The organism is Methylorubrum pseudosasae (assembly GCF_029504475.1).
Classification (GTDB): Bacteria; Pseudomonadota; Alphaproteobacteria; order Rhizobiales; family Beijerinckiaceae; genus Methylobacterium; species Methylobacterium extorquens.
Window position 1 is genome coordinate 1,028,052 of the sequence record NZ_JAQGDU010000002.1, and the last position, 23,796, is coordinate 1,051,847.

At 69.3% G+C, this 23,796-nt stretch carries 18 protein-coding genes and 2 pseudogenes; 10 read left to right on the forward strand and 10 right to left on the reverse strand.

Annotated features, from left to right (window positions below; translation table 11 throughout):
* Nucleotides 1–49: 49 nt before the first annotated feature.
* Nucleotides 50–487: a Ros/MucR family transcriptional regulator gene (locus M2437_RS05685; RefSeq protein ID WP_003606492.1), complete on the reverse strand. Its 438-nt coding sequence runs from the start codon at nucleotides 485–487 to the stop codon at nucleotides 50–52.
* 428 nt (nucleotides 488–915) lie between these two features.
* Here M2437_RS05685 and M2437_RS05690 point away from each other — a divergent pair.
* The 3 genes and pseudogenes from M2437_RS05690 (at nucleotide 916) to M2437_RS05700 (ending at nucleotide 7,112) form a co-directional block, all read left to right on the forward strand.
* A pseudogene (locus M2437_RS05690) lies at nucleotides 916–3,061 on the forward strand (S9 family peptidase).
* Nucleotides 3,062–3,214: 153 nt separating this feature from the next.
* Nucleotides 3,215–3,646 (forward strand): hypothetical protein, encoded by a 432-nt coding sequence (locus M2437_RS05695; RefSeq protein ID WP_253386776.1) that lies wholly within the window; start codon nucleotides 3,215–3,217, stop codon nucleotides 3,644–3,646.
* A gap of 115 nt (nucleotides 3,647–3,761) precedes the next feature.
* Nucleotides 3,762–7,112, forward strand: coding sequence for a tetratricopeptide repeat protein (locus M2437_RS05700; RefSeq protein ID WP_253386777.1), 3,351 nt, complete (start codon nucleotides 3,762–3,764; stop codon nucleotides 7,110–7,112).
* Nucleotides 7,113–7,115: 3 nt separating this feature from the next.
* Here M2437_RS05700 and M2437_RS05705 read toward each other — a convergent pair.
* The 5 genes and pseudogenes from M2437_RS05705 to fabA form a co-directional block, all read right to left on the reverse strand.
* Nucleotides 7,116–7,518 (reverse strand): annotated as a pseudogene (locus tag M2437_RS05705) (DoxX family protein).
* A 56-nt stretch (nucleotides 7,519–7,574) separates the two neighbouring features.
* Complete coding sequence (gene fliP / locus M2437_RS05710; protein WP_003604002.1) at nucleotides 7,575–8,336, reverse strand: flagellar type III secretion system pore protein FliP; 762 nt, start codon at nucleotides 8,334–8,336, stop codon at nucleotides 7,575–7,577.
* 67 nt (nucleotides 8,337–8,403) lie between these two features.
* On the reverse strand, nucleotides 8,404–9,234 hold the full coding sequence (gene fabI, locus M2437_RS05715) for an enoyl-ACP reductase FabI (RefSeq protein ID WP_253386778.1): 831 nt from the start codon (nucleotides 9,232–9,234) through the stop codon (nucleotides 8,404–8,406).
* A 474-nt stretch (nucleotides 9,235–9,708) separates the two neighbouring features.
* On the reverse strand, nucleotides 9,709–10,935 hold the full coding sequence (gene fabB, locus M2437_RS05720; RefSeq protein ID WP_056457087.1) for a beta-ketoacyl-ACP synthase I: 1,227 nt from the start codon (nucleotides 10,933–10,935) through the stop codon (nucleotides 9,709–9,711).
* 160 nt (nucleotides 10,936–11,095) lie between these two features.
* On the reverse strand, nucleotides 11,096–11,635 hold the full coding sequence (gene fabA, locus M2437_RS05725) for a bifunctional 3-hydroxydecanoyl-ACP dehydratase/trans-2-decenoyl-ACP isomerase (protein ID WP_003604006.1): 540 nt from the start codon (nucleotides 11,633–11,635) through the stop codon (nucleotides 11,096–11,098).
* A 276-nt stretch (nucleotides 11,636–11,911) separates the two neighbouring features.
* On the opposite strand from fabA, the gene irr reads away from it, so the two are divergent.
* Nucleotides 11,912–12,412: a Fur family transcriptional regulator Irr gene (gene irr / locus M2437_RS05730; protein WP_253386779.1), complete on the forward strand. Its 501-nt coding sequence runs from the start codon at nucleotides 11,912–11,914 to the stop codon at nucleotides 12,410–12,412.
* A gap of 104 nt (nucleotides 12,413–12,516) precedes the next feature.
* Here the strand turns inward: irr and M2437_RS05735 are convergent, their stop codons facing one another.
* The gene (locus M2437_RS05735; RefSeq protein WP_003604008.1) at nucleotides 12,517–13,110 is read right to left on the reverse strand and encodes an SH3 domain-containing protein; all 594 of its coding nucleotides are present in this window, start codon (nucleotides 13,108–13,110) and stop codon (nucleotides 12,517–12,519) included.
* A 326-nt stretch (nucleotides 13,111–13,436) separates the two neighbouring features.
* On the opposite strand from M2437_RS05735, the gene M2437_RS05740 reads away from it, so the two are divergent.
* Nucleotides 13,437–14,441 (forward strand): 2-hydroxyacid dehydrogenase, encoded by a 1,005-nt coding sequence (locus M2437_RS05740; protein WP_003604009.1) that lies wholly within the window; start codon nucleotides 13,437–13,439, stop codon nucleotides 14,439–14,441.
* A gap of 190 nt (nucleotides 14,442–14,631) precedes the next feature.
* Here the strand turns inward: M2437_RS05740 and M2437_RS05745 are convergent, their stop codons facing one another.
* Nucleotides 14,632–15,645, reverse strand: coding sequence for a bifunctional riboflavin kinase/FAD synthetase (locus M2437_RS05745; RefSeq protein WP_042508661.1), 1,014 nt, complete (start codon nucleotides 15,643–15,645; stop codon nucleotides 14,632–14,634).
* 306 nt (nucleotides 15,646–15,951) lie between these two features.
* Here M2437_RS05745 and M2437_RS05750 point away from each other — a divergent pair, with 306 nt between their 5' ends.
* The 3 genes from M2437_RS05750 (at nucleotide 15,952) to M2437_RS05760 (ending at nucleotide 17,453) form a co-directional block, all read left to right on the forward strand.
* On the forward strand, nucleotides 15,952–16,335 hold the full coding sequence (locus M2437_RS05750) for a response regulator (RefSeq protein ID WP_003604011.1): 384 nt from the start codon (nucleotides 15,952–15,954) through the stop codon (nucleotides 16,333–16,335).
* A 183-nt stretch (nucleotides 16,336–16,518) separates the two neighbouring features.
* Nucleotides 16,519–17,055, forward strand: a complete 537-nt coding sequence (locus tag M2437_RS05755; protein WP_003604012.1) for a protein phosphatase CheZ — start codon at nucleotides 16,519–16,521, stop codon at nucleotides 17,053–17,055.
* 170 nt (nucleotides 17,056–17,225) lie between these two features.
* Nucleotides 17,226–17,453, forward strand: coding sequence for a hypothetical protein (locus M2437_RS05760; protein WP_003604013.1), 228 nt, complete (start codon nucleotides 17,226–17,228; stop codon nucleotides 17,451–17,453).
* A gap of 34 nt (nucleotides 17,454–17,487) precedes the next feature.
* Here the strand turns inward: M2437_RS05760 and M2437_RS05765 are convergent, their stop codons facing one another.
* On the reverse strand, nucleotides 17,488–18,969 hold the full coding sequence (locus tag M2437_RS05765; RefSeq protein WP_253386780.1) for an EAL domain-containing protein: 1,482 nt from the start codon (nucleotides 18,967–18,969) through the stop codon (nucleotides 17,488–17,490).
* A gap of 286 nt (nucleotides 18,970–19,255) precedes the next feature.
* Here M2437_RS05765 and M2437_RS05770 point away from each other — a divergent pair, with 286 nt between their 5' ends.
* Nucleotides 19,256–19,477 (forward strand): heavy-metal-associated domain-containing protein, encoded by a 222-nt coding sequence (locus M2437_RS05770; protein ID WP_003606334.1) that lies wholly within the window; start codon nucleotides 19,256–19,258, stop codon nucleotides 19,475–19,477.
* Nucleotides 19,478–19,715: 238 nt separating this feature from the next.
* Nucleotides 19,716–21,389 (forward strand): formate--tetrahydrofolate ligase, encoded by a 1,674-nt coding sequence (locus M2437_RS05775; protein WP_012252208.1) that lies wholly within the window; start codon nucleotides 19,716–19,718, stop codon nucleotides 21,387–21,389.
* 114 nt (nucleotides 21,390–21,503) lie between these two features.
* On the opposite strand, the gene M2437_RS05780 is transcribed toward M2437_RS05775, so the two are convergent.
* Nucleotides 21,504–23,603 carry a M3 family metallopeptidase gene (locus M2437_RS05780; RefSeq protein ID WP_253386781.1) on the reverse strand — a complete coding sequence of 700 codons (2,100 nt, stop codon included), beginning with the start codon at nucleotides 23,601–23,603 and terminating at the stop codon, nucleotides 21,504–21,506.
* Nucleotides 23,604–23,796: the final 193 nt, after the last annotated feature.

Below are 23,796 nucleotides of genomic sequence, written 5' to 3' on the forward strand. Positions count from 1 at the left end.
CCCTGAACAGGGCGGCGCAGCTGGCTTCGCGTGAGGGCCGGGCGAAACCTCAGGCGGCCGCGTCGTAGCCGGGCCGCACCTGGCCGAGGCCGATCGCCTTGGCGAGGTCGGAGCGGGCCTTGGCATAGTTCGGCGCCACCATCGGGTAGTCGGGCGAGAGGCCCCACTTGGCGCGATACTGCTCGGGGGAGAGGTTGTATTTGGCGCGCAGGTGCCGCTTCAGCGACTTGAAGGTCCGCCCATCTTCCAGACAGACGAGATAGTCCGGCTGGATCGACTTCTTGATCGGCACGGCCGGCTGAAGCGCCTCCTGGGCCACGGGCTGCGGCGCGGCGGCCCGGCCCGTTCCGACCTGGATCAGGGCGCCGTGGATGTTGCCGATCAGACCCGCAAGTTCGGCGGCCGGCACCGGATTGTTGCTCACATAGGCGGCGACGATGTCGGCCGTGAGAGCGACGTAATCGACCGGCGTCTCGGTTTCGTTCATGTTCGTGGTTGTCCCTTGGCGGTGCATCGCGCGCAATCGATCCGGTCCATCATCCTGTGCGAAGACGGAAACGGACAGGTACCTATCGGCCTGTGCAATGGTGCCGCTTGATTTCGGTTTGGCGTGACGCCCCCGCAGTCACGGGTTCTACCTAGAACATCCAAATTAGACCTGCAAGACGGGGCCGGTATGCACAACTGAACGGATTCCTCGCGATCTGGGACGTGCGCAATTTGTCGTGAATGCTCGACATCGCTTCCGGGGCGGCGGCCCGCCCGCCCTCATCGCTCTCGCGTCGCGGCGAGGGCGCGACGAAGGGGCGGCTCGTTTGCCAGCCTTGCGGCCACGGCCGTCGCACGGCACACCGCCTGGTATCGGCCGCGTTTATCAAAGCGCTGCCACACAAGCGTTCCCACCGGAGTCCGGCGATGACCTTCGAGCCACCCCCCTTCGCTCTGCCGCCCGAGGCGCCCGTTGCCGAGACGCGCCCGCACGTCTTCGAGCTCTTCGGACGGCGCGTCGAAGACCCGTTCGCCTGGCTGAAGGCCGAGAACTGGCGCGCGGTGCTGAAGGACCCGTCGGCCCTGGCCCCCGACATCCGCGCCTATCTCGAGGCCGAGAACGCCTATGCCGAGGCGGCGCTGTGCGGCTCCGCCGACCTGCGCAAAACTCTGGTCGCCGAAATGCGCGGGCGCATCCGTGAGGACGATGCCTCAGTGCCCGAGCCCGACGGACCCTTTGCCTATTACTCCCGCCACCGCGAGGGCGGCCAGCATCCGCTGATCTGCCGGCGTCCGCGCACCGTCCACCGCATCGCCGAGGAGCCGGAGGATGGCGAGATCGGCGAGCAGATTTTGCTCGATGGCGACCGGGAAGGGGAGGGGCTCGCCTTCTTCGAGATCGCGGGTGCTGCCCATTCCGACGACCACCGCCTGCTCGCCTGGGGCGTCGACACCAAGGGCTCGGAACTCCACACCATCCGCGTGCGCGATCTCGACACCGGCGAAGACCGCCCGGAGCGGGTCGAATCGACCGCGGGCGAGGCGGTCTGGAACGCGGCCGGCACCGCCTTCTTCTACGTGGCGCTCGATGAGAACCACCGTCCGGCCCGCGTCATGCGCCACCGCCTCGGCACCGATCAGGCGCAGGACACGACCGTCTATGAGGAGCCCGATCCGGGCTTCTTCGTGAATATCGGCCGCACCCAGTCGGGCACCTACCTCACCGTCACCGCGAGTGACCACGAGACGGCGGAAGTCCATCTGCTCGACCGGGCCGACGACGAGGGCACGCTGGCCTGCGTCGCGCCCCGCGAGGAGCGGCTGATCTACTCGGTCGAGCACTGGGGCTCGTATCTCGTCATCCTGACGAACGCCGACGGGGCGGTGGACTTCAAGATCGTCACCTGCCCCCTCGACGCGACGGCGCGGGAGAATTGGCAGGACGCGGTGCCGTACCGGCGCCGGCGTGATGATCCGGCACCTGCACGTGCTCGGCAACCACCTCGTGCGGCTCGAACTGGAGAACGCCCTGCCGCGCATCGTCGTGCGCGACATGAAGGGCGAGGAGCACACCGTCTCCTTCGCCGAGGAAGCCTATTCGCTCGGACTGTTGCCGGGCTACGAGTTCGAGACGGCGCGCATCCGCTTCAGCTACTCGTCGATGACGACGCCGGCCGAGACCTACGACTACGATTGCGTCACCCGCGCCCGCATCCTGCGCAAGCGCCAGAGCGTGCCGAGCGGCCACGAGCCCGCCGACTACGTCACCCGCCGCCTGTTCGCGACCGCGCCCGACGGCGAGAGCGTGCCGATCTCGCTGCTGCACCGCCGCGGGCTCAGCCTCGACGGCTCGGCGCCGCTGCTGCTCTACGGCTACGGCTCCTACGGTACGCTGATGCCGGCGGGTTTCCGCACCAACCTGCTCAGCCTCGTCGATCGCGGCTTCGTCTACGCCATCGCCCATGTCCGCGGCGGCACGGAAAAGGGGTGGAACTGGTATCTCGAGGGCAAGCGCGAGAAGAAGCCCAACACCTTCACCGATTTCGTCGCCTGCGGCCGGGCGCTGATCGAGACGGGCTACACCGCGCAGGGGCGGATCGTCGCCCATGGCGGCAGCGCGGGCGGCATGCTGATGGGGGCGGCCGCCAACCTCGCGCCGGAGCTGTTTGCCGGCATCGTCGCCGACGTGCCCTTCGTCGATGTGCTCAACACCATGCTCGACGCGGACCTGCCGCTGACGCCGCCGGAATGGCCCGAATGGGGCAACCCGGCCGAGAGCGAAGAGGCCTTCAAGACGATCCTGTCCTATTCGCCCTACGACAACGTCGCCGCCAAAACCTATCCCGCGATCTTCGCGCTCGGCGGCCTCACCGATCCGCGCGTGACCTATTGGGAGCCCGCCAAATGGGTGGCGCGGCTGCGCGCCACCATGACCGGCGGCGGCCCGGTCCTCATGAAGATCAACATGGAGGCCGGGCATGGCGGCGCCGCCGGGCGGTTCGACCGCCTCGAGGAGGTCGGCCTGATCTACGCCTTCGCGCTGATGGCGGCACGCGCGGCCAAGCGGGTCTGACGCCGATCGGCGCCGGCCGCGGCATGCTGCGCGGCCGGCGCTTCGACAAAGCTTCGCGAAGCGGGCAGAACAAAGCCCGCGCCTTTGCTATGCTGGTTCGACGAAAAATAAGTTCAAAATAATAATCAAGCACGACGCCCAGGGAGAAACACGATGAAGCATCTCGCGATCGCCGCCGCGATTCTGTTCGCATGGCCGCTCGCCGCTGGGGCCGAGTCGCCGGCCGCGCCCGACACCGTCAAGACCAGCCCTGAGGCCGCCAGCCCCGCTCCGGACGCTGCCCCGAAGGCGCCGCAGACCGCGCAGGACCGCCAGGAGGCGAATGCCGCCAAGCTCGCTGGGCTCGTCCGCTTCGTCGGCGAATCCTGCAAGGAGGCGCAGCCCGATTACGAGCGGTTCAAGGCGGTGGTCTCCGCCATGGGCGTCGATCTCGACGCGATCTCGAAGGGCGAGTTGCTCATGCGCAGCATGGGCTACACCGAAGCCTACCGGAAGAACGTCGATGAGAGCTGCCGCAAGGCGCAGGAGATGTTCGGCGAGAAGGGCAAGGCGATCCCCGGCCTCGTCCTGCGCAAGGCCTCGTAACGAAGGTTCGTCCTTAAGCGCCCGTTCACTGCGCTGGGCGAGAGTGCCGGCACGAGTGGCGTTCGGCGCCCGGCCTCCGAAGGCCGGCCGCCGGTGAGGGCGGGCGTTTCGGGCGATGGGGGGACGGGCCGGTCAGGCAAAGCGGCGTCCGGGCAGGGCTCTCCTGCGCGCCGGCTTCGCCGTCGGCCTCTGCGCCGCGACCTCGGCGGCGGAGGCGGCCCGACTCGTCTCGGCCAAGGGCGCGCAGCCGCCGGAGGGCTTCGGCCGCATCGTCCTGACGTTTGATGAGCCGGTCTCCGTCAAGGCGCGGCTGTCGGGCGCGATCCTCGTGCTCAATTTCGGCGAGGCGGTGGGCTCCGGCCCCGAGCGGATCGCGGCGGGGATGCCGGACTACGTCACCGTGGTGCGGCGCGACCCCGACGGCTCGGCCCTGCGCCTCGCCCTGCAGCGGCCCTACCGCGTCAACGTGCAGGATGCCGGCGAACAGGTCTTCATCGATCTCCTGCCGGAAAGCTGGAACGGCTTCCTGCCGCCGCTTCCCACCGAGGTCGTCGCCGACCTCGCCCGCCGGGCTGCCGCCGCCGAGGCCAGCCTGAAAGCGCGCAACCCGGCCCCGGTGCCGCGTCCGCTCACCCTCGAACTCGCCCGCACCGATGCGCGCACCCGGCTCTCCCTGCGCCTGCCGGCGGGCTCCGAGGCCGCCTTCGCCCCGGACGGCACCGGCACGCGGCTGACGCTGCCGGGGGCGTGGCGCATCGACGACCACGCCCTCCGCGGCCGGCTCGACCCGAATCTCGGCCGTGTCACGGTCGAGACGGAGACCGGCGAGGCACGGATCGTCGCAAGCCCGGCCGAGGGCGTGACGCTCTCCACCTTGCGCGACGAAGATGTCGTGGCGATCGATTTCGTCACCAAGCCGAAGACGCCCGAGACCGCGACGTCACCCGCTCCGTCTGCCGGAGCTTCGGCCGCGGCGGCGAAGGAGGCGCCAAAAGAGTCCGCGCGTCCCGCTGCATCGAGCGCTGACGCATCGCCGCGGGCCGCCGCGCCGGCCGTGCTGTCGCGCAAGGCCGGCTCGGGCCTCGTCTTCCCCTTCGCCAAGCGCGTGCCGGCGGCGTTGTTCGAGCGCGGCGGCATCGTCACCCTCGTCTTCGCCACGACCGAGCCGGTCGTCGTCCCGCCGCCCGGTGCCACCGGCCTCGTCGCCCTCGCGCCGCCGCAACGGGGCGGCGGCTTCACCATCCTTCGCTTCACCGCGCCCGCGGGACGGCTCGTCGATCTTCTGCCCGTCACCGAGCCCGCCGGATGGGAGCTGGCGACCGGCGAGGGTCTCGCCCCGAGCGAGAGCCTGACCGCGCAGCGCGCCCCGACGGCCCAGGGCCGGCTCGGCGTCAGCGTGCGGCTGCCTCAGGCCGGCCCGGCCGGCTGGCTCGATCTCGACGGCGAGCGCATCGCCGTCGTCACCACCGACGGCAGCCGCCCTGCCGGCGTGGTCAAGGCGCAGCGCTTCGTCGAGTTCGAGCTGATTCCGAGCCGGCTCGGCCTCGCCGTTCTTGCCAATGCCGACGACCTCATCGTGCGGCCGGACCTCGACGGCGTGACGATCGGCCGTGAGGGCGCGAGACAGGGCGCACGGGAAGGCCGCGACGGCGGGCTCTCCGTGTCGGGCATCTCCCGCCCCGCCGATCCGCCCGTCGGGGCGGTCACGGAACTCGCGGTCGATCGCGACGCCTGGGAGAAGGCGCAGCGCGGCGATGTGCGCGCGACGCTGCGGGAGGGCCTCGCTGCCGCCGTCGAGGCCCATCGCCGCGACCGCGGCGGCGCCCGTCTCGGTCTGGCCCGGGCAATGATGGCCAACGATCTCGACGTGGAGGCGCTCGGCGCGCTGACTGCCGCCGCCGCCGAGGATGTGGTCATCGACGGGGACCGGCAGACGGCGCTGATGCGCGGCATCCTGCTCGCCCGGATTGGGCGGGCCGAAGAGGCGCGCAAACTCCTCTCCGACGAGCGGCTCGCCACCAATCCGGAAGCCCGGCTCTGGCGCGGCTATGCCGATGCCCTGGTCGGTCGGTGGAACGAGGCGGCCGTTGCGCTGCGTGCCGGCGAATCGGTCTTGGAGCGCTACCCCGAACCCCTCGCATCGCTGTTCCACGCCGCCGCCGCCGAGGCCGCAGTCGAGACCGGCGATTGGGAGGCGGTCACGCGCGAATCGATCGCCGCCACCCGTGCCGCCACCGATTACACCCGCGACCGTCTGACCCTGCTGCGGGCGAAGATGGACGAGGCGACCGGCCGCGGCGCGGCGGCGCTGGCGGCCTACGAGACGCTGCGGAATCAAGCGCCTTGGCCGCTGGCGGCGGAGGCGACCCTGCGGGCTGCCGTCCTCGGCCATACCCTCGGCAAGACGCCCCTGCCCGAAGCGATCGATCAGTTGGAGGTTCTGGCCCTGACCTGGCACGGCGGCCCCACCGAAATCGGGACGCTCGGCGCGCTCGGCGGCCTCTACGAGGAGGCCGGGCGCTGGCGCAAGATCTTCACCACCGCCCGCCGCGCCAACGCGCTCAGCCCCGAGGCGCCGATCGCCCGCGCCCTGCACAAGCGCGCCCTGGCTGTGTTCGAGGATCTGTTCCTGGGCGCGCGCGGCGAGCGGCTCGGCGGTGTCGAGGCGCTGGCGCTGTATTTCGACTTCAAGGATTTCGCGCCCGCCGGCCGGCGCGCCGACGAAATCGTGCGGCGCCTCGCCGACCGCCTCGTCGCCCTCGATCTGCTCGAGTCCGCGGACGAGTTGCTGCAGTACCAGATCGATCACCGGCTTGAGGGCACGGCCCGCTCCTCGGTCTCGGCGCGGCTCGCCACGATCCGACTGATGGAGGGCAAGCCGCTACAGGCACTCCAGACGCTCGACGCGACGCACCTTCCCGAACTGCCCGAGGACGTGCGCCGCGCCCGCGCGATGCTGCGCGCCCGCGCCCTGTCGGATCTCTCCCGCACCGATCTCGCTCTGGAGACCGTCGAGGGCGAGACCGGCGCCGACGCCGAGCGGCTGCGAGCGGACATCCTGTGGGCAGCCCGGCGCTGGCGCGAGGCGGGCGAGGCGCACGAGATGATCCTCGGGCCGGCATGGCGCTCCGGAAAGCCCCTCGACGACACGGCGCGGGCCGACGTGATCCGCGCCGGCATCGCCTACGGACTCGCGGGCGAATCCCTCGGGCTCGAACGGCTGAAGGCAAAGTTCGCGGGGCCGATGGCCGAGAGCGCGGATGCCCGCACCTTCGCCATGCTGACGCGGCCGGATGCGCCCCGCTCCGCTGCTTTCCGCGATGCGGCGCTGCGGGCGACCAAGGCGGAGACGCTTGCCGCCTTCCTCTCGGAGTACCGCAAGCGCTACCCCGACAGCGCCGTGCCGGAACCCGGCAGCGCCGCGACGGGCAACCGCGCCGAGGCGCCGTCCCCGCCGCCGGGCTAAGGGTCAGACGCGACCGCGGCCGCGCTGCGCATCGATGCTCCACGGGCCGGGGCCGGCGAAGGCGATGTAGAGGAAGACGAAGCAGAAGAGGATCGCCGCGTCGCCGCCGTTCAGGGCCGGGAAGAAGCTCTTTGGGGGCGTGGGCGATGAAGTAGGCGAAGGCCATCTGGCCGGAGAGGATGAAGGCCACCGGCCGGCTGAACAGCCCGACCACGAGCAGCGCGCCGCCGACGAGTTCGAGCAGGCCGGCGATGCCCGGCAGCGATAGCAGCGGCGGGTTCATCGAGCTGGCGGGAAAGCCGAGGATCTTCTGCGTGCCATGCGCCATGAAGATCAGCGCCGAGACGATACGCAGGATGCTGAGCATCCGCGGGGCCCAGTGCGTGGTGGTGGTCGTCAGATCCATGCGTCGGCGTCCTCGTTACGCGGCCGCCACAACCTCGAATCGTATCGTGACGGGCCTCAGCTTCCGTAGCTCTGAATCAGGGAACCCGCCACCAGCGTCCATCCATCGACCAGCACGAAGAAGATCAGCTTGAACGGCAGCGCGACCGTGGCCGGCGGCAGCATCATCATGCCCATCGCCATCAGCACCGAGGCGACCACGAGGTCGATGATGAGGAAGGGGATGAACAGAAGGAAGCCGATCTCGAAGGCGCGCCGCAGCTCGGAGATCATGAAGGCGGGGGTGACGATCTCCAGGCCGATCGCTTCCGGGCCCGCCGGGGCCGGCTGGCGCGCCATGTCGAGGAACAGCTTGAGGTCCTTCTCGCGCACGTTGCGCAACATGAAGGTCTTGAACGGCGCCGAGGCCCGCTCGAACGCCTGGGACTGACTGATCTGGCCCGCCATCAGCGGCTCGACGCCGGTCCGGTAGGCCTCCCGCGCCGTCGGCGCCATCACGAAGGCGGTCAGGAACAGGGCCAGACTCACCATCACCGTGTTGGGCGGCGCGGTCTGCGTGCCGAGCGCCGAGCGCAGGATCGACAGCACCACGACGATCCGGGTGAACGAGGTCGCCATCACCAGCACGGAGGGCGCGAGCGCCAGGACCGTGATCAGCGCGACGAGCTGCAGCGCCCGTTCCGTGGTGCCGCCCGCACCGAGATCGAGGGTGACGCTCTGCGCCCACGCCGCGCCCGAGCCAGCCGCCAGCAGCAGCGCGGCCAGGAGAAGCGTCAGGGGGAGGGATCGCGGCACGGGCCGGCTGGGGGAGGGGGTCATCGCGGGCCGCACCCTGCGGCGTGACGCCGACGCGCACAAGCGACGCGACGACACGCTGCCGGTGGGATCACAGATCGCCGACGACGCCCGCCTCGTCCTGGGCCTGAAGCACCGCCGGGCGGGGCATCGAGATGATGTTGTAGCCCGAATCGACGAAGTGGATCTCGCCGGTCACGCCGCCCGAAAGATCGGAAAGCAGGTAGAGCGCGGAGTTGCCGACATCGTCCAGCGTCACCGTGCGCCGGAGCGGGGCGTGCGCCTTCTGGTGATTGTACATCAGCCGCGCATCGGCGATGCCGGCGCCGGCCAGCGTGCGCATCGGGCCAGCCGAGAGGGCGTTGACGCGGATACCGTCGGGGCCGAGGTCGCTGGCGAGATAACGGACGGACGCTTCGAGCGCGGCCTTGGCCACGCCCATCACGTTGTAGTTCGGCATCACCCGGGTCGAGCCGGCATAGGTCAGCGTCAGCAGCGCGCCGCCCCGCGGCATCCGGGCGGCGGCGCGCTGGGCGATCTCGGTGAAGGAGAAGCAGGAGATCGTCATGGTCCGCGAAAAGTTCGCGCGCGTCGTGACATCGACGTAGCGGCCCTTGAGCTGCGCCTTGTCGGAAAAGCCGATGGCGTGGACGATGAAGTCGATCCCGTCGGGGAAGCGCTCATCGAGGGTCGCAAAGGCGGCATCGACGGTCGAGAGATCCTCGACGTCGCAGGGCAGCACGATATCGGAGCCGACCGAGGCCGCGAGCGGGGTGACGCGGCGCCCAAGCGCCTCGCCCTGATAGGTGAAGGCGAGTTCGGCGCCGTGCCGGTGCAGGGTCTTGGCGATGCCCCACGCGATCGAATGATCGTTGGCGACCCCCATGATGAGGCCGCGCTTGCCCGCCATCAAACCCGTCATTCTCAAATCCGTACGCGTATCGGCCCGGCGCCGCGGCGCCCCCATCCCGGCTTAGCCCGCCGGGCGAGGGCCTGTCCACGCGCGCGGCCGTCTTGCACCCTGGGCGTCGGGAAATGGCCTGAGGAAGCCGGCATGAGAAAGCCCCGACGCGGACACGACGGGGCTGGACGGGGGCTCAGATGGGGGCGGGCAGCCGGCCGCTTAGAAGTAGCCGCGGGTCCCGGTCTGCGCGTCGTCGATCAAGGTCTGCTTGGCGCGCACCGCCACGCCGGCCGCAATGGCCAAGCTGGAAACGGTGAACAGAGCGAGGATGACGATCATGGTGTTACCTGCCTATCGAAGCAGGAACGCGAAGACAACTGGTCGGTTCCCCCAATCCATCAGCCTATAGCCAAGCTTATGCTTGGTCCGTCTTCTCGCAAGTGCGAGAAAATCTACGCTGCACGGCAAGGCGCCGCGCAGCGGTTCCGTGCCTTATGCGTCGGGGTGCTTGAGCACGAGCGTCGCGTTGGTGCCGCCGAAGCCGAAGGAGTTCGACATCACGTGGCCGAGCTGCGCCCCGTCCCGGCGCTGACGCAGGATCGGCATGTCGGCGAAGGCGGGATCGAGTTCCTCGATATGCGCGCTTTCGCAGATGAAACCGTTGTTCATCATCAGCAGCGCGTAGATCGCCTCCTGCACCCCGGTCGCGCCGAGCGAATGCCCCGTCAGCGACTTGGTCGCTGAGATCGGCGGGCAGGCGTCGCCGGCGCCGAACACCGTGCGGATCGCCTCGATCTCCTTGTCGTCGCCGACCGGCGTCGAGGTGGCGTGCGGGTTGATGTAGTCGATCTTGACGCCCTTCAGGTCTTCCATGGCCTGCCGCATGCACCGCACCGCACCCTCGCCCGAGGGGGCGACCATGTCGTGCCCGTCGGAGGTGGCGCCGTAGCCTGCGACCTCGCCGTAGATCCGCGCGCCGCGGGCCTTGGCGTGCTCGTATTCCTCCAACACCAGCACACCGGCGCCGCCCGCGATGACGAAGCCGTCGCGATTCACGTCATAGGCGCGCGAGGCACGGGAAGGGGTTTCGTTGTAGCGCGAGGACATCGCGCCCATGGCGTCGAACAGGACGGAGAGCGTCCAATCCAGCTCCTCGCAACCGCCCGCGAAGATGATGTCCTGCCGGCCGCCGCGAATGATCTCGGCAGCGTTGCCGATGCAGTGATTCGAGGTCGCGCAGGCCGAGGAGATCGAATAGTTCACGCCGCGGATCTTGAACCAGGTCGCCAACGTGGCCGACGCGGTCGAGGACATCGCTTTGGGCACCGCGAACGGGCCGACGCGCTTCGGCCCCTTCTCGCGGGCGATGGCGGCGGATTCGACAATGGTCCGGGTCGAGGGACCGCCGGAGCCCATGATGATGCCGGTGCGGTCGTTGGAGATCTCCCGCTCTTCGAGGCCGGCATCGCGGATCGCCTGATCCATGGCGATGTGGTTCCAGGCGGTGCCGCCGCCGTGGAAGCGCATGGCGCGGCGATCGACGACGCCCTCGGGGTCGATCGTCGGGGCACCCGCCACCTGGCTGCGAAAGCCGTGCGCGGCCTGCGCCTCGGAGCGGGCGATCCCGGAACGGGCCTCGCGCAGGGAGTCCAGGACCTCCCCGGTATTGTTGCCGATGGACGAGACGATGCCCATCCCGCTGATGACGACACGCCGCATGATGGCTCGTGCTGCTGACGCCGCGGCTGGTGCGGCGTTTCCTCGGGGGGTCAGTTAGGATGATGCGCGGCCAATCTCAACCGCGCTTCGCGCACTCGGCACCGAACCGACGGTCGGTTCGGCGCGAAAAACCCTCAGAACCGAGCGCGTTGAGCCGGTCTCAGGCGCGGAAGAGCGCCACGCGCAGGTCGTTCGCCTCGTAGATGCGCCGGCCATCGGCCTCGAGCCAGCCGTCGGCGATCCCGAGCACGAGCTTGCCCTGACGCACGCGCTTTATGTCGATGCCGTAGACGACCTGCTTGACGGTCGGCAGCACCTGATCGGTGAACTTCACCTCGCCGACGCCGAGCGCCCGGCCGCGGCCCAGTGCGCCGAGCCAGCCGAGATGGAAGCCGACGAGCTGCCACAGGGCGTCGAGCCCGAGACAGCCGGGCATCACCGGATCGTCCTTGAAGTGGCAGGGGAAGAACCAGAGGTCTGGCCGGATGTCGAACTCGGCCAGCACGTGACCCTTGCCGTGGGCGCCGCCCTCGGTCCCGATCGAGGTGATCCGGTCGAACATCAGCATCGGCGGAAGCGGAAGCTGGGCGTTGCCCGCTCCGAACAGCTCACCGCGCCCGCAGGCCAGGAGATCCTCGTAGGAGAAGCTCGAAGCGCGCTGCGGAGAAGCACCGTCGGATTGCTGGTCGAGAGAGGCCATGGATGACGTACGGGTCCTCGGTGACGGACGGGTCCGATGCGAGCGAACGGACGAGGCGTGATGGAATGGGCGCCTCGTTAGCACAGCCTCCGCGCGCCCACAAAGCGGCGCCTGCGCAGTACCTATGCTCGGTCGACGCTCGGCGAATCGACCAGAGCCATGCACCATCCACGTATCAACCCGGTGTCGACATCGGCATGGGTTGCCGCAGGGCTCCATGATCCGTATAATTTCTACGCTATACTCATTCTAAATAACTGGGAATCGTTCCCGACGATGTCCGACTTGATGCCTCTCCAGGCCGTGCTGAACGCACGGTCCGCCTCGCCGGGCGACGCTAGCGGCCGTCGGGGCTGTCCCCTCTCCGACCTGCGCGATCGCTTGCGCCGGGCCGGCCTGCGCCCGACCCGTCAGCGCCTCTCGCTGGGCTGGCTACTGTTCGGCCGCGGCGACCGCCACCTGACGGCGGAAATGCTCTACGACGAGGCGATGCGCGCCAAGGTGCCGGTCTCGCTGGCGACCGTCTACAACACGCTGCATCAGTTCACCGAGGCAGGCCTGCTGCGCCAGCTCGCGCTCGATGGCTCGAAAGCCTATTTCGACACGAACCCGACCGAGCATCACCACTTCTTCTTCGAGGAAGAAGGCGAGGTTCTCGATATGCCGGAATGCGGCGTCTCGGTCGATTCGCTGCCCGACGCGCCCGAGGGCATGGAGATTGCCGGCGTCGAAGTGATCGTGCGCCTGCGCCGCCGCAAGGTGTCCGGACGCGCCTGATCCGGCGCCGCCCGATTTCGAGACGAAAAAAGGCCCGGATGTCCGGGCCTTTTTCATGTCGATTCGTGGTGCGGCGGCTGTCGATCGCGGCGCCGCGTCTTGGCTTACTCCACCCGCTCGTCGGGGTAGACGCCCCATAATCGGCTCTGGCGGATGTAGCCGTCGACGTCGCCGCGCTTGTCCGGAAGCGGCACTACGAGGCGGCACCACGAGCCGGTGCATCCCTTCACGCTGCCGATGACGCCGGGCTGCAGCCGCGCCTGCTCGGCCGACTGCTCGTCGGCGCGGGCGGTCAGCGGAACCGTCGCCTTGGCGGAATCGGCCCGTTCGCCCGACGGGGGAATCACCACGGCGGTCCGGCGGCCCGAGAGCAGCGAGTGCAAGACCCAGCCCTCCGTCCCTTCGGAATCGCGGATGCGGCGCCAGGTCTCGAACTCGGCGACGATCTCGACCGGCAGGCCCTCGCGCTGGAAGACCCACAGGGTTCTGTGATCCTTCGAGGGCCCCTCGCGCAGGTTGACGCGGTTGGTCTTCAGGCTGGCGTAGCGCGGCAGGGGCAGCTTGGTCACGGGCCCCTTGCCGACCTCCGGCGCGGGAGCCGGCGCGGCCTCGGCGGTCAGGGGTATCAACAGGGCGAACAGGGCCGCGAGCAGCGCGAGGCGCGCGGGGTTCATCGGGGGAAGCTCAGGCGGGCGCATCGTGCCTCGTCTCCGATCCGTGTCTCCAAAGTCGTTCCGGCGGTGGCGTTTCGGCGCGTGCGGGGGCACAGGCCGGAAACGTCCATGGGTCGGCGCAGGATCGGCCGGCCCTCCGGCACTGATCCATCCGGGTCAGGGCCGCATTGTGTTCGCCGACCTCTCTGATAGAGAGGCCGAACGTCCTGCAGCGGACCGGGGAACCGGTCCGCCTTCCGCTCCATCTGGCCGCGTCATGGTTAAGGGAGCGTAAGCCGACCCCTCGCGGCATAGCGGGGTGGCGTCCGGCGCAGGCACAGGAATGCGGGCCGCCTCGTCGGGGAGGGAACATGTCGTCGTTGAAGCGCAAGCCGCTGGTGGTCGTCACGCGGCGTCTGCCGGACGCCGTCGAGACGCGCATGCGCGAATTGTTCGATACCCGCCTCAACCACGATGATGCGCCGCTCTCGCAGGAAGCGCTGTCGGCCGCGATTCGCGAAGCCGACGTGCTCGTGCCCACCGTGACCGACGAGATCGGGGCCGGATTGCTCGCGCAGGCGGGGCCGAACCTGCGGCTCATCGCCAATTTCGGCAACGGTGTCGATCACATCGACGTCGCCGGGGCGCTGGAGCGCGGCATCACGGTCACCAACACGCCCGGCGTCCTGACCGAGGACACCGCCGACATGACCATGGCGCTGATCCTGGCGGTCGCCCGCCGGCTCGCCGAAGGTGCGCGCATCATCCCCGACGACGACTGGACCACGGGATGGTCGCCGACCTGGATGCTCGGCCGCCGCATCACGGGCAAGCGCCTCGGCATCGTCGGCATGGGCCGCATCGGCCAGGCACTCGCCCGCCGCGCGAAGGCTTTCGGTCTGTCGATCCACTACCACAACCGCCGCCGCGTGCCCTCGCATATCGAAGAATCGCTCGATGCGACCTACTGGGAATCCCTCGACCAGATGCTGGCCCGGGTCGATATCGTGTCGGTCAACTGCCCGCACACGCCCGCGACCTATCACCTGCTCTCGGCCCGCCGCCTGAAGCTGCTCAAGCCCGAGGCGATCGTCGTCAACACCGCCCGCGGCGAGGTGATCGACGAGAACGCGCTGGCGCGCCTGATCGAGGGGGGCGAGATCTCGGCCGCCGGCCTCGACGTGTTCGAGCAGGAGCCGGCGGTGAGCCCGCGCCTCGTGCGGCTCGCTCGCACCGGCAAGGTCGTGCTGCTGCCGCATATGGGTTCGGCGACGCATGAGAGCCGCACCGACATGGGCGAGAAGGTCATCATCAACATCAAGACCTTCATGGACGGCCACCGTCCGCCGGACCGGATCCTTCCGAGCATGCTCTGACGGCAGGCCTGAACTCGGTCGCTGCGGCGCTGGAGTCCTGCCTCGGCTCCGCTCCGCAGCGATGGGGCGGAGAGCGCGTAACGCCAAAAGCGAGCTGTCGGGCGCATCCGTTCAGAAACCGGTGCGGCCAATTGTGCCTAGCTTCGAACACCGCGGGCAATTCGTCTGACGGCCGAGCCGAAGGCTCCCCTCAGCCCAGCATCGACGGTACGCGATCCGTACGAATGGCCGCCTTGGCCCGAGCCGAGTCGACATCCATCTGCGCGATCAGCGCCTCGGCGCTCGAAAACTTCTCCTCGCCGCGCAGATAGGCCAGCAGCTCGACGGCGACTTCCTGCCCGTAGAGATCGCCCTTGAAGTCGAACAGGTGCACTTCGAGGAGCGGCGCGCCGTCGTCGAAGGTCGGGCGGCGGCCGTAGCTCGCCACGCCGTCGTGCAGGCTGCCGTCGGCCAAGCGCACTCGCACCGCGTAGATGCCGTGGGCGAGCCCGCAGGATTCGAGGGCGAGGTTGGCCGTGGGGTAGCCCAAGGTGCGTCCGCGCTTGTCGCCGTGGCGCACCTGGGCCAGCACGAACCAGCGATAGCCGAGGAGGTCGTTGGCCCGCGCCACGTCGCCCGATGCGAGGGCAGCGCGGATCGCGCTCGACGAGATCGGCGCATCGCCGGGATCGGCCGAGACCGCGGGGACGATCCGGCAGGACAGACCGGCCTCGGCGCACAGCTCGGCGAGCGTCCCCGGCGAGCCCTCGCGCCCGCGGCCGAAATGGAAATCGTGGCCGATCACCACGCCGGACAGGCCGAGCCCGTCACGCAGCCAGCCCTCCACGAAATCCCGGGCGCTGGTGCCGGCAAGCCGTTCATCGAACCGGCGCACGATCAGACCGTCGAGACCGAGGCGCGCGAACACGATCTCCTTGGCGCTGGGGCCGGTGAGACGGAACATCGGCTGGTCGGGTGCGAAGAAGGCGCGGGGATGCGGCTCGAAGGTCAGCACGGCGGCAGGGTGTGACCCGGCCTCGGTGCGCACCGCCTCAATCAGCGTGCGGTGGCCGCGATGGACGCCATCGAAGTTCCCGAGCGCGGCGACGGCACCCGCCAGCGCCGGAGGCACCGGGTCGTCCTCGCGGCAGACCGTGAAGGGTCTCGAAGAGGGGCGGAGGCCGGTCCCGGCGGGCGGCACGGCGTTCTCATCGCCTGAGGGCATCGGCTCCTGCGATCGAATGTCTGCGAGTCTTAAGGGATTGTCGGCAGGGAGCATCGACGGGAAGCGTCGGCGCGGCCGGGCTCGTCCGCCTCGTCCCCGCGCGGCGGGAGAGCGGCGGGAGACTTGGCGAAATCAGTCTCTCGGGTCAAGCGAGGGAGAAGGGCGCGGGATTAACTGCTTCGCAATCCGCGCCACCTATTGTCTGGGAACGGAAGGCAGCTCCGCTCGCACGCGTCGATGCGACGTAGATCGCTCGAGAGAGCCGCGCCGCCAGTATCGATCAGGGACAAACGGAGCAATCGTCATATGGCCCTCGACCTCAGCATGCCTATCCTGGTGGTCGACGACTACCAGACCATGGTGCGTATCATCCGCAACCTCCTCAAGCAGCTTGGCTTCGAGGACGTGGATGATGCCTCCGACGGCACCGCCGCACTGGCGCGCCTGAAGGGCCGCAAGTACGGCCTCGTCATCTCGGATTGGAACATGGAGCCGATGACCGGCTACGAGCTTCTGCGCCATGTCCGTGCCGACGAGGGCCTGCGCACGACGCCGTTCATCATGGTCACCGCCGAGTCGAAGACCGAGAACGTCATCGCCGCCAAGAAGGCCGGCGTGAACAACTACATCGTCAAGCCCTTCAACGCCGCCACCCTCAAGTCGAAGATCGAGGCGGTCTGCGGAGCCTGATCTCACGATCCGCCGGTGGACCGTCGCGCTGAACAGAGGCGCGCCGAGTGAAAACGAGCGGACTGAAACGGTCACGAGAGCCGATCCCGGCCGTCATGCCGTCGGGGTCGGAGCAGGAGGAGCGGCCGTCCCTGCGGGTGGCCGTCAACGGATCGAACACGAGAACGTCGCGAGAGATCGCCCATGAAAATGATGGCAACGGCACGCGACGGCCGGTCGCAGAACTCCCACCCGTCGGCGATGGTGAAGGAGCTTCTCGACATCGCGGACTACATCGCCAGTCTGCGGGACGCGATCGCGATCCTGCGGGCCAACGAGCTGACGCGTGACCGTCTGCCGATGGTCCACGAGGAGCTGAGCGAGGTGGTGGCGGCGACGGCCGGCGCGACCAATTCAATCATGAGCACCGCGGAAGCCGTGCTCGCCCTGCGCGATGGGCCCGGCTACCGGGACGCGGTCGAGGCCAAGATCTACGACATCTTCGAGGCCTGCACCTTCCAGGACATCACCGGCCAGCGCATCGCCAAGGTGGCGGAGGCGATGAGCCAGCTCGAAGGACGGCTCGCCCGCTTCACCGCTGCCGTGAAAGCCCGCGACGCGGCCGGCATCGACGAGACCGAAGCCGACCGGCGCAAGCGCAACGAGTCGCTCTTGCTCAACGGGCCGCAAATGGGCGGTCCCGCGACAGCGCAGGATGCCATCGACGCCCTGTTCGCCTGACCCAGGGGACAGGCGGACGCTGGATCGGCGCGGCCTCGGACGGGGCTGAGATCGGCCGGCCGTTACGGCCAAGCTGCCTTGTTCCGAACATCGCCGTTGCGAAAAGCCGTCAAGGTCATCCCTGAAAAAGGGTGCGGGATCCGAGCTCGAGATTCCGCAGGGGCTGGACCATGGCGAACTCCGATCTGCTGCCCGATCGCGCATCCGGCGATGCCCTCGACCGCGCCCGCGCGCAGGGGCAGATGCACCATTCCATCGCGACGACGCTTCTCGTGATCGCGGCCGCCCGCGCCGAGCGCGCGGCGCCTCCGGTCCATGCGGCGCGCCAGCGTCTGGCGAAAATCTACGGAGCCTCCCGGCTGCGCAAGCGGATGGAGCGCGACGCCGCGCGGGGCTGAACCCCTTCCACCGACGACGCGTCCTCGGCCGGTTTCACCCGGCTCTGCGCAGGAAATCCCGGAATGGGCGACGCTGCGGCGGCGGGCTCGGCGGTGGATCGGGGGAGGGCGGTGGCGGCGGCGCCGCCTCGGGCGAGGCGGAGAGCACTTCCGACCGCACGGCACGGGGCGCGGCGAACACCCCGCCTTGCGCCAGCGGCACGTCGAGATCGATCAGGTCGGGCACCTCCGTCTCGGCCTCAACGCCGGTCGCGACGAGTCGGATTCCGGCCCGCGCCAGGGAGGTCACCAGATCCTCCAGGGCGATATCCGGCCGCGCCTCCCGGTCGAGCGGTCGCAGCAGCAGCGCGGCCGCGACCTTGACTTGCGTGATGCCGCGCTCGGCCAGAGCGGTCGGGTCGAACCGCAGGTCGATCGGTCGATCCATCACGAAGCCGATCCGGCCGCGCAGGCCCGCCAAAAGGGCGGCCTGCTCCGCATCGAGGCTGCGCCAACTCGATTGCGGCAGGGCGATCACCACGCGGCCCGCGAGTTCCGGCCCCTCGCTGACGAGGCGGCCGAGGGAGCGCAGGAAGCCCGGCTCGAACAGCGAATGCGGCGTCAAGCTGTAGCTGACCGAGGCTGGGCTACCACGGCCTTGGAGGTGACGCGCGATCGTTGCGACGCGCTGGAGCATGCGCCGGTCGAGCGCCGTGGTGCGGCCGTGCCGCTCCAGGACGGGCAGGAACGTCTCCGGCGCGTAGACCGCGTCGCCGACCTTGAGCCGCGCCAGCGCTTCGTAGGCGACGACCTTGCGCTGCGGCAGGGTGACCACCGGCTGCAGGAAGACTTCCAGTCCCTCGCCGTCGAAGGCCTCGATCAGCAATGCCGCGTCGGCCTCGGTGGCGAAATGATCGGAGGGACGGGCCGCCGTCAGGGTCGTGCGGGGCACGAGCCGCATCGGCGGGGCCATCGGTTCCGTCTCGGGGGGAGGGGGCGCGGCCGGCGCCGGGCGCGGCCGGATCGGCTCCGGCGCCGCCTGCGGAACCGGCTTCGGCTGAGGCGCCTGCGCCTGGACTCTCAGGCGGGCGATGTCGCCGTCCTGCGATGCCACCACCGCGGCGAGTTCCCGAACGATGCCGCTGAGGATGCCGATCTCGGCGGTCACCTCCTCGATCCCGGCATCGAACCGTGCGTCGAGCGCCTTGACCGCCTCGTCCGGCGGCCGCGCCGACCCGTCCGCCGCCGCCGTCGAATCCTGCATCCGCGACTGGATCAGGGCGGCCGTGACGGCTTCCAGCTTCACGAGGCGCTGAGATAGGACGCCGATCTCCTTCGAGACGACCTCCTGTGCGACGGCGAAGGCGGAAAGCCGCCGCCACAGCAGCGCTCCGCCGACGATCGCGAGGCCGGACACGGCGGCGACGGCGGCGAGCGGGAGAATGAGCGCCAGCGGAACGAGGACCAGGACGCCGATGAGGCCGAGGATCCAGGGGGTGCCGCGCGGGCGGATCGTTCGGGCTTTCGGCGTTTTCACCGTCGATCGACGCGTTTCTGTCTGGCGGCCGCGGCCGGGCTTCTCATTCACGCTGCGAAGCGAGCGCCCGCAGAACGTGTGGGTGAAACGCGCCGGATCGCGTGCAAGGACGCATCCGGATCGTCGTAACCCTAATGTCGCCGACGGCGCTCCCCACCGCAAGGCGGCATCATAGGTTTCTCCCGTTCATTCGGCCCGAACGCGCCGTGTGCTTGCCGCGCGCGATCCAGAAGCCACATCTGCGGAGGCGCGTCGGCACCCGGCGGGCAGCGAGGAAACGATGGCGATGGACCAGAGCCCGATCGAACTGACGATGCGCGTGGACGGAATGACCTGCGAGGGATGCGCCGAAGCGGTGCGCCGCACGATCCGTCGCCTCGACCCGCAGGCGGACGTTTCGGTCGATGTCGGCCTGGGCCGGGTCTCCGCGACGACCGTCGCGCAGAGCCTCGACGTGGCTCAAGCGCTGACCCAAGCCGGTTACACCGCCACCGCGATGACCGGTTGAAACCATTCGGCCTCGCGCGCCGGTCGGCGGATCACCTGTCCCAAACCTCCTGTCCCATGAGAAAACTTAACGGTCGGGTTAAAAAAAATCCGAGACGCTTTTCGTCGTCGTTTCGCTCACACTGCCACGATCGGTTTATCGTGGCCGTTCCGTTCGCTACCACGGAAGCATAGGGACGGACCGGGCGACGGCTCGGCACGCCGCGAGCCCGCGTGAACAAGAAACGACGGTGAGAGAAATGCCCTCAGATATCGAGATCGCCCGCGCGGCGACCCTGAAGCCGATCGCCCAGGTCGCCGAAAAGCTCGGCATCCCGGATGAGGCGCTTCACAACTACGGCAAGCACATCGCCAAGATCGACCACGACTTCATCGCCTCGCTCGAGGGTAAGCCCGAGGGCAAGCTGGTGCTCGTCACCGCGATCTCGCCGACGCCCGCGGGCGAGGGCAAGACCACCACCACGGTGGGTCTCGGCGACGCACTCAACCGCATCGGCAAGCGGGCGGTGATGTGCCTGCGCGAGCCCTCGCTCGGCCCCTGCTTCGGCATGAAGGGCGGCGCGGCAGGCGGCGGCAAGGCGCAGGTCGTGCCGATGGAGCAGATCAACCTGCACTTCACCGGCGACTTCCACGCCATCACCTCGGCGCACTCGCTCGCCGCCGCGCTGATCGACAACCACATCTACTGGGCCAACGAGCTCAACATCGACGTGCGCCGCATCCACTGGCGCCGCGTGGTCGACATGAACGACCGGGCGCTGCGCGCGATCAACCAGTCGCTCGGCGGTGTCGCCAACGGCTTTCCGCGTGAGGACGGCTTCGACATCACCGTCGCCTCCGAGGTGATGGCGGTGTTCTGCCTCGCCAAGAATCTGGCCGACCTCGAGGAGCGGCTCGGCCGCATCGTCATCGCCGAGACCCGCGACCGCAAGCCGGTGACGCTGGCCGACGTGAAAGCGACCGGCGCTATGACCGTTCTGCTCAAGGACGCGCTTCAGCCGAACCTCGTGCAGACGCTGGAGGGCAACCCGGCCCTGATCCATGGCGGCCCGTTCGCCAACATCGCCCACGGCTGCAACTCGGTGATCGCCACCCGCACCGGCCTGCGGCTCGCCGACTACACCGTCACCGAGGCCGGCTTCGGCGCCGATCTTGGCGCGGAGAAGTTCATCGACATCAAGTGCCGCCAGACCGGCCTTAAGCCCTCGGCGGTGGTGATCGTCGCCACGATCCGCGCCCTCAAGATGCATGGCGGCGTCAACAAGAAGGATCTCCAGGCTGAGAACCTCGACGCGCTGGAGAAGGGCTTCGCCAACCTCGAGCGCCACGTGAACAACGTCCGCAGCTTCGGCCTGCCGGTGGTGGTGGGCGTGAACCACTTCTTCCAGGACACAGACGCCGAGCATGCCCGGTTGAAGGAGCTCTGCCGCGACCGGCTCCAGGTCGAGGCGATCACCTGCAAGCACTGGGCGGAGGGCGGCGCGGGCGCCGAGGCGCTGGCGCAGGCCGTGGTGAAGCTCGCCGAGGGCGAGCAGAAGCCGCTGACCTTCGCCTACGAGACCGAGACGAAGATCACCGACAAGATCAAGGCGATCGCGACCAAGCTCTACGGTGCGGCCGACATCCAGATCGAGTCGAAGGCCGCCACCAAGCTCGCCGGCTTCGAGAAGGACGGCTACGGCAAATTGCCGGTCTGCATGGCCAAGACGCAGTACTCGTTCTCGACCGACCCGACCCTGATGGGCGCGCCTTCGGGCCACCTCGTCTCGGTGCGCGACGTCCGCCTCTCGGCGGGCGCCGGCTTCGTCGTGGTGATCTGCGGTGAGATCATGACCATGCCGGGCCTGCCCAAGGTGCCGGCGGCGGACACCATCCGCCTCGACGCCAACGGTCAGATCGACGGGCTGTTCTAGCCGCCACTCTCAGCCCTCCCTCCTTCCCAAGTCGGGCTTGCCTGACTTGGGCGGATCGTTGCGGATCTTGGGCAGGCTCGAGGTCCGTCGGGGGAGGGCCCTTTGCCCTCTGCGCTACGCCGCCAGCCCGCGCTTCTTCAGCAGCGGTTCGATGCTCGGCAGCCGCCCCCGGAACGCCGTATAGGCCTCGCGCGCATCGCGCAGGTTGCCCGCGCCGTAGATCATGCGGCGCAGCCGCTGCGCCGTCTCCGGATGGAAGATGTCGCCCGTCTCGCGGAAGGCGTCGAAGGCGTCGGCATCGAGCACCTCCGACCAGAGATAGCTGTAATAGCCGGCCGCATAGCCGTCGCCGGAGAAGATATGCGCGAAGTGCGGCGCCCGGTGCCGCGCCGCGATCTCCGCCGGCATGGCAATGCGGCGCAGGGCGTCCGCCTCGAACGCGACGACGTCGAGCCCGTCCTCTCCGGCCGCGGAGAGATGCAGCGTCATGTCGACGATGGCCGAGGCCGCATATTCGATCGTCGCGAAGCCCTGGTTGAAGTTGGCCGCCGCGAGCAGGCGTTCGAGCAGCGCATCGGGCATCGGCTCACCGGTGGTCACATGGCGGGCATGGGCGCGCAGCACCTCCGGCTGCTGCAGCCAGTGCTCGTAGAGCTGCGAGGGCAGTTCCACGAAGTCGCGCGAGACCGCAGTGCCTGACAGCAGCGGATAGGTCACATCGGAGAGAAGCCCGTGCAGGGCGTGGCCGAATTCGTGGAACAGCGTGCGGGCGTCGTCGAAGGAGAGCAGCGTCGGTTCGCCTCGCGGGGCGCGGGCGAAGTTCATCACGTTGACGATGATCGGCCGGATGTCGCCGTTCAGCCGTTCCTGCGAACGGAAGGCGCTCATCCAGGCGCCCGAGCGCTTCGAGGGGCGGGCGAAGTAGTCGCCGAGGAACAGGCCGACCTCGGAGCCGTCGGCGTCGCGCACGAGCCAGGTGCGCACATCCGGGTGATAGCGCGGCACGTCGCGCAACTCCTCGAAGGCGAGCCCGAACAGTCTCGACGCGGTGTCGAAGGCCGCTCGGATCATGCCTTCCAGCGGCAGGTACGGCTTGATCTCGGACTCGTCGAGGTCGTGCTCGGCCCGCCGCAGCTTTTCGGAATAGTGCCGCCAGTCATGCGCTTCGAGGGCGAAGTCGTGCCCCTCCGCCCGAACCAGGGCCTGGAGCCCTTCGCGTTCCGTTGCTGCGCGCTGGAGCGCCGGCTTCCAGACATTGCGCAGCAGCTCCATCGCCGCGTCGGGGGAGCCCGCCATGGTGTCGTCGAGCTTGAGATGGGCGAAGCTGTCGAAGCCGAGCAGCCGGGCCCGCTCGGCGCGCAGGCGCACGATCTCGGCGATGATGGCGCGGTTGTCGGTCTCGCCGCCATTCTCGCCGCGACGGGTCCAGGCCGCGTAGGCCAGCGCCCGCAGGTCGCGGCGGGTGGAGAAGACGAGGAAGGGCTCGATCAGCGAGCGCGAGAGGGTGATGACGTGGCTCTGCCCGCCGCCGCGCTCCTTGGCAGCCTCCGCGGCGGCATCGCGCAGGAAGGGCGGCAGGCCGGCGAGATCCGCCTCGCCGTTCAGCGGCAGGATGAAGTCGCGCTCGTCGGCGAGCACGTTTTGGGAGAATTGCGTCCCGAGTTCGGCCAGCCGGACCGCGATCTCGGCGATGCGGGCCTTGGCTTCCGGGGCAAGGCCGGCGCCGGCCCGGCGGAACCGGCTGCGGTAGCGGTCGAGCACGCGGCGCTCCTCCGCGCCCAACTCTTCCGCATCGGCATCGATGGCCGAGAGCCGGGCCCAGAGCTGCGGGTTCAGGGTGATGGCGCTCGAATGCCGCGCGAGCTGCGGCGCGACCGCCCGCTCGATCGCCTGAAGCTCGGGGCTGGTGTTGCTGCCGGTCAGGTTGAAGAACACGTTGGCCACGCGGTCGAGCGCGGCGCCCGCGCGCTCCATCGCCGCGACCGTGTTGGCGAAGGTCGGCGCCGCCTCGTTCCCGGCAATCGCCGCGATTTCGGCCTCGTGCGCCTTCAGGGCGTGTGCGAAGGCCGGCACGTAATGCTCGGGCCGGATCGCTTCGAAATCCGGCAGACCGAACGGCGTCGCCCAATCCGGTGCGTCGAACGGGTTGGCTTGCACGCCGCCACGGCCGGGCTCCGTACCCTCGGGGAGGTCGCGTGCGGTGTCGGCGGTCATGGGCAAAACCTTCGGGGCGCGTCGGACAGTGAAGCGTCGAGCATAGGTTTGTGGGCCGAGCGGCGCAAAGCGACAGCTGCCCGCGCCCGGTTCTTTCACGTTTTCGCCGGGCGTGGCCGCCGCGTCCTTGCCGTGAACGGCCGCGCGGCGGATGAGGGGGCGACGGTGCGCGGCCGGGCGAGCGGGACACACA